The organism is Citrobacter europaeus, from assembly GCF_037482245.1.
GTDB lineage: Bacteria > Pseudomonadota > Gammaproteobacteria > Enterobacterales > Enterobacteriaceae > Citrobacter > Citrobacter europaeus.
In genome coordinates, this window is sequence record NZ_CP148084.1 from 3,032,522 (window position 1) to 3,046,746 (window position 14,225).

The 14,225-nt window shown below is 45.5% G+C and carries 11 protein-coding genes and 2 tRNA genes; 10 read left to right on the plus strand and 3 right to left on the minus strand.

The genetic code is table 11. The features are described 5' to 3' along the window. Positions 1–5 precede the first annotated feature (5 nt). Complete coding sequence (locus WHR59_RS14370; protein WP_075146308.1) at positions 6–896, minus strand: LysR family transcriptional regulator; 891 nt, start codon at positions 894–896, stop codon at positions 6–8. A gap of 147 nt (positions 897–1,043) precedes the next feature. Here WHR59_RS14370 and WHR59_RS14375 point away from each other — a divergent pair, with 147 nt between their 5' ends. The 5 genes from WHR59_RS14375 to WHR59_RS14395 are packed head-to-tail and all read left to right on the plus strand — an operon-like array spanning position 1,044 to position 6,893. Next, positions 1,044–1,643, plus strand: a complete 600-nt coding sequence (locus WHR59_RS14375; protein WP_075146309.1) for a cysteine hydrolase — start codon at positions 1,044–1,046, stop codon at positions 1,641–1,643. Further along, entirely contained in the window at positions 1,640–2,677 is a 1,038-nt protein-coding gene (gene hypE / locus WHR59_RS14380) for a hydrogenase expression/formation protein HypE (RefSeq protein ID WP_100194254.1), read from the plus strand. The genes WHR59_RS14375 and hypE overlap by 4 nt, the downstream gene beginning before the upstream one ends. Next, positions 2,652–4,976 (plus strand): carbamoyltransferase HypF, encoded by a 2,325-nt coding sequence (gene hypF / locus WHR59_RS14385; RefSeq protein ID WP_196770169.1) that lies wholly within the window; start codon positions 2,652–2,654, stop codon positions 4,974–4,976. Before hypE ends, hypF begins: the two co-directional genes overlap by 26 nt. Positions 4,977–5,007: 31 nt before the next feature. Then, positions 5,008–5,727 (plus strand): HAD family hydrolase, encoded by a 720-nt coding sequence (locus WHR59_RS14390; RefSeq protein ID WP_043015969.1) that lies wholly within the window; start codon positions 5,008–5,010, stop codon positions 5,725–5,727. Between the two features lie 17 nt (positions 5,728–5,744). Further along, complete coding sequence (locus tag WHR59_RS14395) at positions 5,745–6,893, plus strand: MFS transporter (RefSeq protein WP_075146310.1); 1,149 nt, start codon at positions 5,745–5,747, stop codon at positions 6,891–6,893. A 97-nt stretch (positions 6,894–6,990) separates the two neighbouring features. On the opposite strand, the gene WHR59_RS14400 is transcribed toward WHR59_RS14395, so the two are convergent. After that, positions 6,991–7,066 (minus strand) — tRNA-Asn (locus WHR59_RS14400). A 160-nt stretch (positions 7,067–7,226) separates the two neighbouring features. Here WHR59_RS14400 and WHR59_RS14405 point away from each other — a divergent pair. From WHR59_RS14405 to WHR59_RS14415, 3 genes are all read left to right on the plus strand, one after another. Beyond that, on the plus strand, positions 7,227–8,714 hold the full coding sequence (locus tag WHR59_RS14405) for an EmmdR/YeeO family multidrug/toxin efflux MATE transporter (protein ID WP_226791866.1): 1,488 nt from the start codon (positions 7,227–7,229) through the stop codon (positions 8,712–8,714). Between the two features lie 99 nt (positions 8,715–8,813). Further along, positions 8,814–8,889, plus strand: a tRNA-Asn gene (locus WHR59_RS14410). A gap of 426 nt (positions 8,890–9,315) precedes the next feature. Further along, positions 9,316–9,513: a hypothetical protein gene (locus WHR59_RS14415; protein ID WP_123914909.1), complete on the plus strand. Its 198-nt coding sequence runs from the start codon at positions 9,316–9,318 to the stop codon at positions 9,511–9,513. 160 nt (positions 9,514–9,673) lie between these two features. Here the strand turns inward: WHR59_RS14415 and WHR59_RS14420 are convergent, their stop codons facing one another. After that, entirely contained in the window at positions 9,674–10,789 is a 1,116-nt protein-coding gene (locus tag WHR59_RS14420) for a cytoplasmic protein (protein ID WP_075146311.1), read from the minus strand. 131 nt (positions 10,790–10,920) lie between these two features. On the opposite strand from WHR59_RS14420, the gene WHR59_RS14425 reads away from it, so the two are divergent. Both WHR59_RS14425 and WHR59_RS14430 read left to right on the plus strand, forming a co-directional pair. Next, on the plus strand, positions 10,921–12,477 hold the full coding sequence (locus WHR59_RS14425; RefSeq protein ID WP_075146312.1) for a bifunctional metallophosphatase/5'-nucleotidase: 1,557 nt from the start codon (positions 10,921–10,923) through the stop codon (positions 12,475–12,477). 184 nt (positions 12,478–12,661) lie between these two features. Beyond that, positions 12,662–14,224, plus strand: a complete 1,563-nt coding sequence (locus WHR59_RS14430) for a bifunctional metallophosphatase/5'-nucleotidase (protein ID WP_172862922.1) — start codon at positions 12,662–12,664, stop codon at positions 14,222–14,224. Position 14,225 lies beyond the last annotated feature (1 nt).

A 14,225-nucleotide genomic window follows, 5' to 3' on the forward strand; every position in this document is an offset into this window, starting at 1 on the left:
CTTTTTTACGCCACGACAGGGGTATCACCTGCCACAACCAGGCGCAAAAATTCATCCCGACGATGACTTTTTATTTTAGGGTTCCACACCACACCAATATCCCAGCGTATTTGCCTCTCCACAGGCATTAATAAGTTAACATTGGCGGGCAAAAAAGTACGAACACTTGCGGGTAAAAAGGCGACGCCATTACCACCAGCAATTAATGCCAGTAGTGATGTCATATCATCCGTAGCGGACACCGGAACAGCCTTCAGTTGGTTACTTTGGAGATAGTGTGCAGTTTGCTCAGCAAGGCAAGGGTTGGTAGACGGATCGAGTTGAAGTAATGGATATGCCGATAGTGCAGCCTGAATATTCATCTTATTTAAATCGCTATTCTTCGGCATAGCAAGCGCCAGCGTTTCTTCATAAAGAATATATGAAGCCAGGCCTTTACTTACAGGCATCCGCACAAAACCTATATGCAGTCGTCCCTCCAACAGCATTTTCATCTGGACACTGGAAGGAAGATGATTAATAACAATTTCACACTCAGGTACTTGCTGATGAAATTGTTTTATCCATTTAGGAACTTGCTGAAATGTCGAAATTCCAAAACCCATAAATAACTTTTCACGATTTTTTGAATTAATATCTCTCGCATAGTTCAGAAATTCAATATGAGATTGTAAAAGCTCATTGGCTTTAGAAAAAAGCTGCTGCCCAAATACAGTTAAACTTGCGCCATGCCGTCCGCGCAAAAAAAGATCGCCACCTGTCAAATGTTCCAGCGTCTGTATCTGCTTCGATAGTGCTGGTTGCGTCAGGAAGAGAGCTTTTGCAGCATTGCTGTAACTTCCTTTCATCGCCAATGTAACAAATGCACGAAGTAGTTTTATATCTATTCCTTTCATTTATTGAACCCTGAAAAAAATGGAATTATACAAATACCTATAACAGGCTCATGATAGCAAGGTATGGCAATAAAGAAACATAACTGACCAGTAGGAAACTGTAAAAAAGCCCTCTTAATAAATATTTAATTATAATGGAATATAAGTATGCCAAATGTAGCCGTGCTAACAAATGATTTGCAATATGAGTTTACGTATAAAATTACCCGCTCGGCTCAGGAATTAGAACAAAAACTAACGGCATTTAATCAATTTCTTGATGGTGTCAGAAATCAAAACCAGGCTGTCATCCATTTGCAGTTAATAAACGATCCTGACGACCCCGCAGTACAGCGCCGCTATAAAAATCGCGCTGCCGGAATTCCTGCTTTGGCCGGGCGGCCAGAAAACCAAATAATCGACAGTATTTTCCACCCTTCTGACCTCATCGTAGTGAAAGGAAGAGACAGTGGTTTCTTTAACAATAACCTCGATGAAACGCTGCAAAATTTAGCCATCAAAACGGTTATCGTGACCGGTTTGCAAACGCATGTCTGCGTTCAAACCACAGCCGCAGATGCTTTTTTCCGTGGATACAACGTGTGGGTGCCAGAGGATTGCGTTTTTGCTCCTTCTACGGATGATACCACTCGCGCCTTAGAGTGGCTTACCAGCTACTGCGCTACCGTTGCTCCTTCGACTGAGATTTTATCGCTGTTGGCAAAACATGGCGATCTTCCTGAGCGCAACGAAAGGACATCCGCATGAAAAATCTATCAATACAGGCACTGGAACAGACAGATACCGTTGTTCTGGACCATGGCACAGGCGCTCGCCTTAGTCGGGAACTGGTCGAGCTAATTGCGGAAATTCTCGGCGATACCTATCTGGGGACCATGGAAGACAGTGCCTTGCTCGACCTACCGTCGCGACAAATTGCATTTACTACCGACTCTTTCGTTGTCACACCGCTCATCTTTGGTAATGGGGATATCGGTAAAATTGCGGTATGCGGTACCGTCAACGATCTTGCTGTGAGTGGTGCACGTCCGCTGTATCTAACGCTGAGTCTTATTATTGAGGACGGCATGCCCATATCCGAACTCGTCACTGTTATCGAATCGGTCCGTGATACGGCCATTGCGGCCGACGTCAAAATCGTTGCCGGGGACACCAAAGTTGTTGGCAAGGGAGAGGCCGATCGTCTGTTCATTAACACAGCGGGTGTTGGCGTTCTTGAACATTCCCCAGTTTCAATTAAAAACGTTCGTCCCGGGCAAAAAATAATACTGAGTGGCTATATTGGGAATCACTCTATTCACCTGCTATCCCTGCGCGAAGGCCTGGGATTTGAACGAAATATTCTTAGTGACTGCGCTCCACTCAACATGATGATTCGCCAACTTCTCGATACCGTTCCTGCCGGGAAAATCACCTCGATGAGGGATGTCACTCGCGGCGGTCTCTCTGCGGTGCTTCATGAACATGCGCGCGCAGCAAAACATGAAATGCGTTGCGAGAGACAATCTTTGCCGATCCAGCCAGAAACGGCGATGGCGGCTAGCATGCTGGGCGTTGACGTCATCAATCTTGCTAACGAGGGGTGTCTTTGCTTGTTTGTAGAATCGGATAGCGCAGAAGAAGTGCTCAGACTCTTACAGGCGCACCCGCTTGGGCAAAAGGCCGCGATTATTGGCGAGGTATTAACTTTCCCACAAGCCAAAGTCAGCATGCTTGAACAGGATGGAACCGTATCAACAATAGAGGAGCTCTACGGTGCAGAATTGCCACGACTCTGCTAAGCAATGCGACGCCGTGGAAACCCGGCGTTACCGCATTTGCGGTATCGTCCAGGGAGTCGGATTCCGTCCTTTAGTCCATCGGCTGGCTCGCAGCTTTGAAGCCACAGGCTGGATACTTAATGATTCCGAAGGCGTATTGCTGGAGCTTCAGGCCACGTCGATACATATCGCACAACTCATTGATGAACTGGTATCTAATCCGCCACCAATGGCCCGTATTAATGGTATTGTGGAAGTACCGCGAGAAAATTCGGTTCAACAATACGCAGAGTTTAGTATCCGTAAAAGCCGTCAGTTGACGCGAATGGATACTATCATCCCACCGGATTCAAACGTCTGTCAGGATTGCCTTGATGAAATGTCTGACCCGCGAAACCCGAGGTATCGGTACGCTTTTATTAATTGCACCAACTGCGGGCCGCGATATTCAATTATCCAGGCGATGCCTTATGATCGTTCTCAAACAACAATGCAAGCCTTTGCAATGTGTCCGGCCTGTCAGCATGAGTATGATGACATCAATAATCGCCGTTATCACGCGCAACCCAATGCTTGTCCAGAATGCGGACCCAAACTAGACCTAAGGTCTCGCAACGGCGAAACGATAATCACAAACGATATCGTCAAATTTGTCCTGGCAAGGCTAAAAGAAGGCGCGATTATTGCGATGAAAAGCCTTGGCGGTTTTCATCTGGTTGTGGATGCGAATAATGAAAATGCCGTTTCGCAACTGAGAACGCGCAAGCGCAGAGATGCAAAAGCTTTTGCCATTATGGTAAGAGATGCAAATCATGCCGCACGTATCGCCAGTGTCAGCTCGCAGGAAAAAAAACTTCTGGAAAGCAGTGAACGCCCAATCGTATTACTGTGTAAACGCAAAAACACACTGCCGGAAATCATCGCTCCGCATAACCCCAGTATTGGGGTCATGCTTCCATCAACACCACTCCAGTATTTACTACTAGAAGATAGCACAATGCCAGCCCTGGTGATGACCAGTGGTAATCTCTCAGGCCATCCTATCGTATTTGATAACACGAGCGCGATTGCGCAGTTGGGTGAAATCGCGGACTATTTTATTCTTAACGATCGTGATATCCACACTCGTGTCGATGATTCCGTTGTCCGCGTTATGGCTCATGGTAATAATATTTCATTCCTTCGGCGCTCACGAGGTTATGCCCCCTATCCTGTACACCTTTCTTCCAGGGTTGCTCCGATCATCGCTCTTGGCGCAGAACTAAAAACAACTGTGAGTATCGCGAAGGGTAATAAGGTGTTTATGAGCCAGCACATCGGCGATCTCAAAAATGATCTTACGTTTGCATCACACCTTTCGTGCGTTAATCATCTGCAAAAGCTTCTTGATATTGAGCCAAAGGTTGTGGCCTGTGATCTCCATCCGGCATTTCGCTCGACGCGTCGTGCACTGGAGCAATCGCAACTGCGGGTTATTCAGGTGCAGCATCACCATGCACACATGGCCTCGTGCATGGCTGAAAACGGACTCAGTGGAAAAACGATTGGCGTTGTATTCGACGGTACAGGGTACGGCGTTGATGGCACTATCTGGGGTGGCGAATTTCTTGTAGGAGATACCAGAAGCGTTAAACGTGCCGCACACCTTCGTCATATCGGCCTACCAGGCGGTGATAGCGCGGTTAAAGAGCCCATCCGAATAGCCATTTCGTTATTAACGGAAATTTACGGGGAACACATTCCTGAGCTTTCAATTCCTGGTCTGCTGACATTGTCTGCAGACCAGCGAAACGTTTTCGCAAAAATGGCTATCCGAAAGATTAATACACCAGTAACCAGCAGTATCGGCCGGCTCTTCGATGGCATCTCCGCATTACTGAGCATTTGTACGCATATTGAATACGAAGCGCAGGCCGCCATTGAATTAGAAGCGTTATTATATAGCGATTTTCATATGTCGCATCCTTTCGCCTTCTCGATTGTGGAGTCAGAAGACCATCTCGAGGTGGATTATCGCCCGATGATTCATGAGCTGATTACAGAATTAACAGCACACTCCCTCGATTTATCTGAATTAAGCCGGCGCTTTCATTCAACTATCGTGGAGATTATTACCGCAGTCTCTATCCGTTTATCTGCACTTGCCAGGACACAGCAAGTTGTACTGAGCGGAGGAGTCTTTTGTAATGAGTTTCTACTCAACAATACCCTAGACCGACTGCAAGCAGCTGGACTCAAAGTTTACTGTCATCAACTCGTCCCCACTAATGATGGTGGCATCTCTTTAGGTCAAATTGTCGTTGCATCCAGCCTAAGCTAATCGCATCTTATTTATAATTAGGAAATAGAATATGTGTAATACCCTCCCGAGAGCTACTGCCGTATTATTTGATATGGACGGTGTGCTTATTGATTCAAATGAAGTGATTGAAAGAGGCTGGCGTGAAGCGGCTGCAATGTATGGTAAGACAATATCGGAACAGGAAATTATCAAACATATTCACGGACAGCCTGGCCCGCACACTATTCGTGCGCTTTTTAGTGACCTGCCGCTCGTTGACCAGCAAAAAGTTCAGGCTCATATTATTCATGTTGAAAATACTGCGTCTTACAATCCTATCCCCGGTGTCGCAGAACTTATTACCGTACTGGATGCCGCAGGTATTCAGGTTGGCATTGTAACCAGCGGTTGGCGTGAGAAAATCGACCGAGTGACAGCGATGCTGCATGTTCAGTCTTGCATTTCCGTTATTGTTGAGCGTGATGACGTCACCCAAGGGAAACCTTTTCCTGACCCTTATCTTCTTGCAGCCGAACGTCTTGCTATTCCCGCAGAGAAAACAATCGTCTTTGAGGATTCCAAGAGTGGCGTCACCTCCGCTGTTGCCGCAGGAGCTTTTTGCGTCGGGATCGGTAGCGCTGAACTGATTTCCTGTGGAGCCCGGCTTGTTATTTCAGACTTTACCGGTGTTGAGGTCATATCGCGACTGGATGGAAATATCGCGATTTCATTTTGCCCGGGGCATGTTTTGATCATCGATAAAAAAGACGCATCTCAGGAAACAGAATAGAGTTCAAAGGGCCATTAATGAAAGTCGCGCAAAAAGGACGCTGGGCTGTTACAACATTATTTTCTGTTAATGGATTTGTTACCGGAGCCTGGGCAGTGCAAATTGCCCAACTGGTTTCACGTTTTAACATTACGGATAAAGTAATAGGCCATTTGATACTTATTTTCGGACTGGGTGCATTATTTATGATGCCGCTATCCGGCATGGCAATGGAAAAATACGGCTCACGACGCATAGTGCGTATTTTTTCCATCGCAGCCTCAGTTGCTCTTATTCCTGTGGGATTCGCACCTGATATCTACCTGTTAACACCGATACTCTTTTTTCTTGGTGCCATGATTGGGGCAATGAACGTTGCGATGAATTCGAATGCAGTAGCCGTCGAGAAAGCCTTGTCACGCACAGTGTTATCTTCTTGTCACTGCTTCTGGAGCATTGGGCTTTTCACTTCTGGTCTGATAGGAGGCTATCTGGTTAAGCAGTTTGGTTTTCTGACGCACCTGTTTTTGATTAGCACGATTTCGTTAGCGATAACATTGTCTGTATGCCCACATGTCATCAAAGACGAATCAATAAGAATTAAGCGTTCAATTAAAGAAAAACAGCCGCATCATTCGTACATTATCTACGTTATCGGTGTTGTTGCTCTGCTGGCCATGATCCCGGAATGTGCGGTCGTTGACTGGTCGTCACGTTATTTACTGAAAAACCTTAATGCAACTACTGAAACGGCAAGTCTTGCCTTTGCCTGCTTCGCGGGAACCATGGCAATTTTTCGCTTTTTGGGAGATTCCATTCGCAATCGTTTCGATGCCATTCTCGTGATGCGCACATCCAGTCTGCTGGCTGGAATCGGACTGCTGGCAGCAGCGGTGGCAAATCATCCCTGGCAGGCTACCGTTGGTTTCGCTATTGCCGGTATCGGCATCGCCAATCTGGTACCAATTGCTTTTTCCGCGGCCGGAAACCAGCCTGATATATCAACCAATACAGGAATGAGTATCGTTACTACCATTGGCTATCTGGGTACGCTGCTGGCACCTGCTCCTGTCGGTTTGGTTGCTGAACTGACGGGTTTTCCTGCCGTATATGCTGGGATGGCCGCCATGCTGGGGGGGATTACGCTGCTTGCCCCTCTGGTTCGGGTAAAGTCCTGCGAAACCTGAGGCAAGCTGGATGGGAAGCCATCGGCAAGCCTGATATCGCCTAATGCATTGATAACAAAAAGCCCGCTTAAGTTTCCTTAAGCGGGCTTCTTAAATATGGCTCCTCTGACTGGACTCGAACCAGTGACATACGGATTAACAGTCCGCCGTTCTACCGACTGAACTACAGAGGAATCGTTGTGGAGGCTTATCTTAGCGGCGAAAATTTTTTTGTCAAACCCCATTTCTATGAATGCGTATCAATTGATGCTTCTCTCGACAGTTTGTTGCATTTACAGACATTTTAAATGGAAAAAACTTTGCAGCTTTTTGGATTCTCCCTCATCATTTGAAATGAGGTTTCAACTTTCTTCTTTAAGGTCCACTTTGAACGTCTCCGCTGCCTTACGCCAGGTCGCTTCCCGTACGCCCTGGTATGCCAAACGCAAGAGTTATAAGGTTCTCTTTTGGCGCGAAATCACCCCGCTTGCTGTCCCTATTTTTCTGGAAAACACCTGTGTGCTGTTGATGGGGGTCTTGAGTACCTTCCTGGTGAGCTGGTTGGGAAAAGAAGCAATGGCTGGGGTCGGCCTCGCCGACAGTTTCAACATGGTCATCATGGCATTTTTCGCCGCCATCGATCTGGGTACCACGGTGGTTGTAGCATTTAGTCTGGGAAAACGGGATCGTCGACGGGCCAGAGCCGCGGCCAGACAATCGCTGGTGATCATGACGATTTTTGCTACCGTGCTGGCCGCGGTCATTCATTATTTTGGTCAACAGATTATTGACGTTGTCGCAGGTGAAGCAACGCCAGACGTTAAGGCTTTGGCGCTTACCTATCTGGAGCTAACTGTGCTCAGCTACCCGGCGGCAGCCATTGCGTTGATCGGTAGCGGTGCACTACGCGGAGCCGGAAATACCAAAATACCGCTGTTGATTAACGGCGGCATGAACATTCTGAATATCATCATCAGCAGCATCCTGATCTACGGGATCTTTTCCTGGCAAGGGTTGGGATTCGTGGGGGCCGGACTCGGGCTAACCATTTCACGCTACATCGGTGCAATCGCCATTATTTGGGTACTGATGATTGGTTTTAATCCGGCGCTACGTATTCCCTTCAAAAGCTATTTTAAACCCCTCAATCTCGCCATCATCTGGGAGGTTATGGGGATCGGTATTCCGGCAAGCATCGAGTCGGTACTGTTTAATGGCGGTAAACTGTTAACGCAGATGTTTGTTTCAGGCATGGGCACCAGCGTAATTGCCGGAAACTTCATTGCATTTTCTATCGCTGCGCTCATCAACCTCCCGGGGAATGCTTTAGGTTCCGCGTCGACAATCATTACCGGCAGGCGTTTGGGAAATGGCCAGATTGCCCAGGCTGAAATCCAGTTACGCCATGTTTTCTGGCTGTCGACGATAGGCTTAACCGCCATCGCCTGGCTAACCGCCCCTTTTGCTGGCGTGATGGCCGCGTTTTATACCCAGGATCAGGATGTAAAAGAGGTCATTGTCATTCTGATTTGGCTCAATGCGGCATTTATGCCGATATGGGCGGCTTCCTGGGTATTACCGGCTGGATTTAAAGGTGCTCGCGATGCACGTTTTGCTATGTGGGTATCAATGTTGGGCATGTGGGGCTGTCGCGTCGTAGTGGGCTACACCCTGGGGATCGTTTTAGGATGGGGCGTAGTCGGTGTCTGGTTAGGGATGTTCTTCGATTGGGCTGTGCGCGCGGCGTTATTTTACTGGCGTATGGTCACAGGCCGTTGGCTGTGGAAATACCCGCGTCCCGAACGGGAAAAGTGCATAAAACAACCTGTTGCGCCTGAATAATCGGCGAAATGAGGAATATTTCGGCAAACGATCGAATTTAGCGATTCAGGCTTTGACAACGCTGAGTGGCATCGCTAATATTCGCCTCGTTCACACGATTCCTCTGTAGTTCAGTCGGTAGAACGGCGGACTGTTAATCCGTATGTCACTGGTTCGAGTCCAGTCAGAGGAGCCAAATTTAAGAAGCCTGCTTAGGAAACTAAGCAGGCTTTTTGCTTTCAGACTTACTTATGAATACTGATATCATCAGGTTTCAATAAGTTAGCGTGAAAAATCTTCCTGATTTTCATGGACTACAGTCGCCCAGTTGGGTGCACGCCTTCAGTATCTCAACTATCGCGTAATCAACAAGAATCCCGAATTGCGCCAGACGAGTATCCGTATTCATCCAGCCACAGATAATGTGGCGTACGAGATTATCTGCGTTCCCCACTGAAACCCGGTAGCCGTTTTGCTAATGGATTACGCCCTCTCCCGCTAGCTCCTCTTATGCATTCCACTAATAAATAGAATTATCAACATCAATAACACACAGATATCATTACTCACGAATCGATCGATAAATGCTATTTTGTTAAGAATTCACAATGATTACATCTATATGGGTAGCAATGAAGATATACCGTGGTACGGTCGTCGTTTTTTCAAAATTGACATCCTCGGTAATGTCATTTTTGAATTCGACATGAGTGATTCTGATGGTGCACCTCAATACCCTGGAGAGGGTTACCGTGCAAGATTATTTGCCGAAACAGAACTGTCTTCATTAATCACTACAGCCTCAATTACTGTAAATTAATAAAGAGATGTATTTTTAAAAAGCACGAGTAATCGATTAAATTACATATATTTCAAGGGTTCATGTACCTACATGAACCCTTTATGATATCAATCAAAAAAGGAGGTCATAACATCATGACAGGGAAGATTTACCCGAGACTCATCATCAGGAGCCGCTATTAAAGTTTACCGTTATATTCATGCGCGAGGGAAATTAGTATTTGCGTTACGCTTCCTGCGGATAATTGGGTACTGCGAGTAAAATTAGTTTGTTTGTATAGCCAGCGAATATAGCGCCGACTGGCCGTTAAAGAAATTGTCCTGGCATTTTTGCCATCCCCGCCGGTTAATGGGCAAACCATCTTACGGTTTTTTTCCTGTATCCAAAGCGACCACTGACTTTGCCACCAGCCATGCCGCGTTTTGCCCTGAAAATACCAGGGAGTATTTGTATCACTGTCACTTATATCCTCCTCTATAAACCAAAGCTCAGCTTGTTGTTGGCGAAACAGTTCTGCCCAAACAGTAATAACCGCTCCGCGAAGAAAACATTCGTGAGAAATAACATGTGTCTTTATCTCAGGAAAGAGGGTCTTCAACAGCCGAAAATGCCCATGAGCTGATATAACCGGACGCAGAATAGAACCATTGGCGTTACGTTTGAGTACCGCACTTCCATACTGAATCTCATCGAACTGACTGCGTTGTAAAAACTGCATCTCACGCATATCAACGTGTTTTACGATATCACTGCGATCCAAATCAGGCTCGATATTGCCTCTCCAGAGATAACGTAAGGTTTCCCCGACCGGGTGCTGAGTAAAATTAGTAGATAGATGAAGAATATTACCTCGGATAGCATCGAAACTGAGCAGGACATAGAGTTTCTGATCTGCTTCCGCCCCCTGGAACGGTACAATTAAAGGAACCGTTTCAATCCGTTCTGGTGATATTACTTCTCTTGGTAATTGCCGCTTAGGTGTCCAGACTTTTTTGCAGGCGCAGCACTGAACGCGCTGTGTTCTTTGCGGATTATAACCATAACAAATAGTTTTCTTGCCATAACATACGGGACAAAAATGGCCACTTTCAGAGGCGTATGCGCTTAAGTAAACAGTCACCCATTCATTAAATTGTTGTGCTTCAAATAGTGGGGGATAACTCCCACATGCCCGACAGTGCAATGCCGGATAACCCAACCTATAGTTCGGCCAGCTGTAATCTTCAGATGTAGCTAACCCTAAATTGCGACACCCAAACGTCTTGCAGGTATTAATTGTAAATAAAGTCGACATGAGCCACCAATGATTTCCAAAGGTCGCTGATTTTGAACTATAACCTCGATTTGATTGTGTGAACAGACGCACATATCAATGTCTTTCGGAATGTAAAATACCCCGAATAAATGTGAATAGAGGAACAGTTTATGAAATTAAAAGTGATTGCTGCGGGTATTTTGTTGACATTACCATTCTGGGCCTGTGCCAAGGATGTCACCATTATTTATACCAACGATCTCCATGCACATGTGGAACCTTATAAAGTGCCGTGGATTGCTGATGGTAAGCGTGATATCGGCGGCTGGGCGAATATCACCACTTTGGTAAAAAAAGAGAAAAGCAAAAACAAAGCCACATGGTTTTTTGATGCAGGTGACTATTTTACCGGTCCTTATATCAGCAGCTTAACGAAGGGCAAGGCGATCATTGATATTATGAATACCATGCCGTTTGATGCTGTCACCATGGGCAATCATGAATTTGATGATGGCTGGGATAATACGTTACTCCAGCTAAGCCAGGCGAAATTCCCTATTGTGCAGGGCAATATTTTTTATCAGAACAGTGATAAAGCGTTTTGGGATAAGCCATATACCATTATTGAAAAAGATGGCGTGAAAATTGGCGTTATAGGTTTGCACGGCGTATTTGCCTTTAATGATACCGTTTCTGCTGCAATGCGCGAAGGTATTGAAGCACGGGATGAGATTAAATGGTTACAGCGTTATATTGATGAACTTAAGGATAAAGTGGATTTGACCGTATTACTGGTTCATGAAGGCACGCCTGCCCGTCAGTCCAGTATAGGAAGTACCGATGTACGTCGTGCGCTGGATAAGGATATTCAGACGGCAAGCCAGGTGAAAGGTCTGGATATTCTGATTACCGGACATGCGCATGTCGGTACGCCGGAACCCATTAAAGTAGGCAATACGCTGATCCTCTCGACAGACAGCGGTGGTATCGATGTAGGGAAACTGGTACTGGACTACAAAGATAAGCCACATAGTTTTACGATGAAAAATTTCGAACTTAAAACCATTTACGCAGATGAGTGGAAGCCCGATCCGCAAACAAAGCAGGTGATTGACCGCTGGAATAAGAAACTTGACGAAGTGGTAGGACAGACGGTGGCGCAGTCGCCGGTTGAATTAACACGTGCATATGGTGAATCAGCTTCGCTGGGCAACCTGGCTGCGGATGCTTTGCTGGCCGCTGCGGGTAAAAACGCACAGTTGGCCTTAACCAACTCTGGCGGTATCCGCAGTGAGATCCCGTCTGGCGCGATTACGATGGGCGGTGTCATTAGTACATTCCCATTCCCTAACGAACTGGTCACGATGGATCTTACCGGTAAACAATTACGTAGTCTGATGGAACATGGCGCAAGTTTAAGTAATGGCGTGTTGCAGGTATCAAAAGGCCTGGAAATGAAATACGACAGCAGTAAACCCGTAGGACAACGGGTCCTGGAACTTACACTTAATGGTAAGGCAATTGAAGATGCGACGGTTTATCACATTGCTACCCAAAACTTCCTTGCTGATGGTGGTGACGGCTTCACCACATTTACCGAGGGTAAAGCGCGTAACACAACAGGTGGGTATTACGTTTACAACGCAGTGATCGATTACTTTAAAACAGGTAACACCATCACCGATGAACAACTTAACGGTATGCGCGTTGCTGACGTGAAAAAATAAGTATTATTGCCTTAATAAGTTCTAATCGGTGTCATTAGTTGAAAATATTCGGCTTTATTGGCTATTTCTTATCTTTAAAGTCGAATATGGAAGCATTACTGAAAAGTAATAAAAACATGCAAACATCTGCATGAGATCTTGATTGAAATATAATAATTACTCATAAAGCTGAAAGGGTTTGGCTATGAAGATAAGAACAAAGCTTAATTTTATTACATTGTGCCTGTCCGCAACGTTAGCCGCATCAGTTAACGCAAAGGATGTGACGATCTATTACACTAACGATTTACATGCTCATGTATCTCCAGGGAAAATTCCGGCCGTCGATAAAGAACGTCTGGTAGGAGGTTTTGCGAATATAGCCACCATCGTTAATGATGCGAAGAAAAGAAACAAAGATGTATTTTTCTTCGACGCCGGAGATTATTTCACCGGCCCCTATATAAGCACCTTGACGAAAGGTGAAGCAATTATCGACATCATGAATACCATGCCGTTTGATGCTGTATCCGTGGGGAACCACGAATTTGACCATGGCGTTGATAATATGGTTAAGCAGTTATCAAAAGCAAAATTTCCGGTTTTGCTGGGTAACGTTTTTTATACTAACAGTGACAAACCCGTCTGGAACAAACCCTGGACGATTATCGAAAAAGATGGCATAAAAATTGGCGTAATTGGTATACATCAAAAATTTGCGTTTTATGACACCGTTGCCGCTAAGGCTTATGCGGGTTCAGAGGCCCGTGATGAAGCACCTTATATTCAAAAAGGGCTTGATGCATTAAAAGGTAAAGTTGATATCACTGTGTTGCTTATCCATGAAGGTACGCCAGCGCGTCAATCAAGTTATGGCAATAAAGACGTAGCCAGAATGTTGCAAGCCGATATCGATACCGCAAAGAAATTTGAGGGTATTGATGTGTTAATTACAGGACATGCTCATGTGGGCACACCTGAGCCAATTAAAGTCAATGACACACTCATTGTTTCCACAGATGCGTATGGTACTGATATCGGTAAATTAGTATTGGATTTTAACACGCAGACTAAAAAAATTGACGGTTATGACGGTAAATTAATCACTGTATTTGCAGACGAATATAAACCAGACCCTATAGTTCAAGCCAAGATTGATGAATGGAATGCTAAGCTGAAAAATATCACCGATCAAATCATTGGGTCAACAACCGCCCCCTTCACCCGCTCTTATGGTGAATCATCACCTGTTGGTAATTTAGTTATTGACGCCATGATGGCCAAGGCGCCGGACGCTGTCGTGGGATTACAGAATAGTGGAGGATTGCGTGCTGATTTACCACAAGGAAATTTACGATATGGTGATGTAATTACTACCTTCCCATTTAATAACGAACTTGTTGAAATGGATCTCACCGGTAAGGATCTTATCAATTTAATGATCCACGCAACTAATCTTACTAATGGGGTTTTGCAAGTTTCAAAAAGCATTCATGTTGAGTATGACAGTAAAAAACCTTTGGGTGAGCGAATCATAAGTTTCACTATTAATAATAAACCTGTGGATCCAACCAAAACATATCGGGTTGTTACACACTCATTTTGCGCGACGGGTGGAGATGGATTTGAAGCGTTCTTAAAAGGAACCAATATCAAAACTATCAATAGTACTACCTCTGCTGAGTCAATCATTGATTATGTCAAGACTCATAATCCTTTGAAACCCGATCTTGAAATGAGAGTAGTCGATGTAAGCACGGCAAAATAGG

Bases quoted from the DNA above. Each gene is read 5' to 3' on its own strand.
- WHR59_RS14370 (WP_075146308.1), bottom strand. From the start codon at position 896: ATGAAAGGAATAGATATAAAACTACTTCGTGCATTTGTTACATTGGCG.
- WHR59_RS14375 (WP_075146309.1), top strand. From the start codon at position 1,044: ATGCCAAATGTAGCCGTGCTAACAAATGATTTGCAATATGAGTTTACG.
- hypE (WP_100194254.1), top strand. From the start codon at position 1,640: ATGAAAAATCTATCAATACAGGCACTGGAACAGACAGATACCGTTGTT.
- WHR59_RS14390 (WP_043015969.1), top strand. From the start codon at position 5,008: ATGTGTAATACCCTCCCGAGAGCTACTGCCGTATTATTTGATATGGAC.
- WHR59_RS14395 (WP_075146310.1), top strand. From the start codon at position 5,745: ATGAAAGTCGCGCAAAAAGGACGCTGGGCTGTTACAACATTATTTTCT.
- WHR59_RS14405 (WP_226791866.1), top strand. From the start codon at position 7,227: ATGAGGTTTCAACTTTCTTCTTTAAGGTCCACTTTGAACGTCTCCGCT.
- WHR59_RS14415 (WP_123914909.1), top strand. From the start codon at position 9,316: ATGGGTAGCAATGAAGATATACCGTGGTACGGTCGTCGTTTTTTCAAA.
- WHR59_RS14420 (WP_075146311.1), bottom strand. From the start codon at position 10,789: ATGTCGACTTTATTTACAATTAATACCTGCAAGACGTTTGGGTGTCGC.
- WHR59_RS14425 (WP_075146312.1), top strand. From the start codon at position 10,921: ATGAAATTAAAAGTGATTGCTGCGGGTATTTTGTTGACATTACCATTC.
- WHR59_RS14430 (WP_172862922.1), top strand. From the start codon at position 12,662: ATGAAGATAAGAACAAAGCTTAATTTTATTACATTGTGCCTGTCCGCA.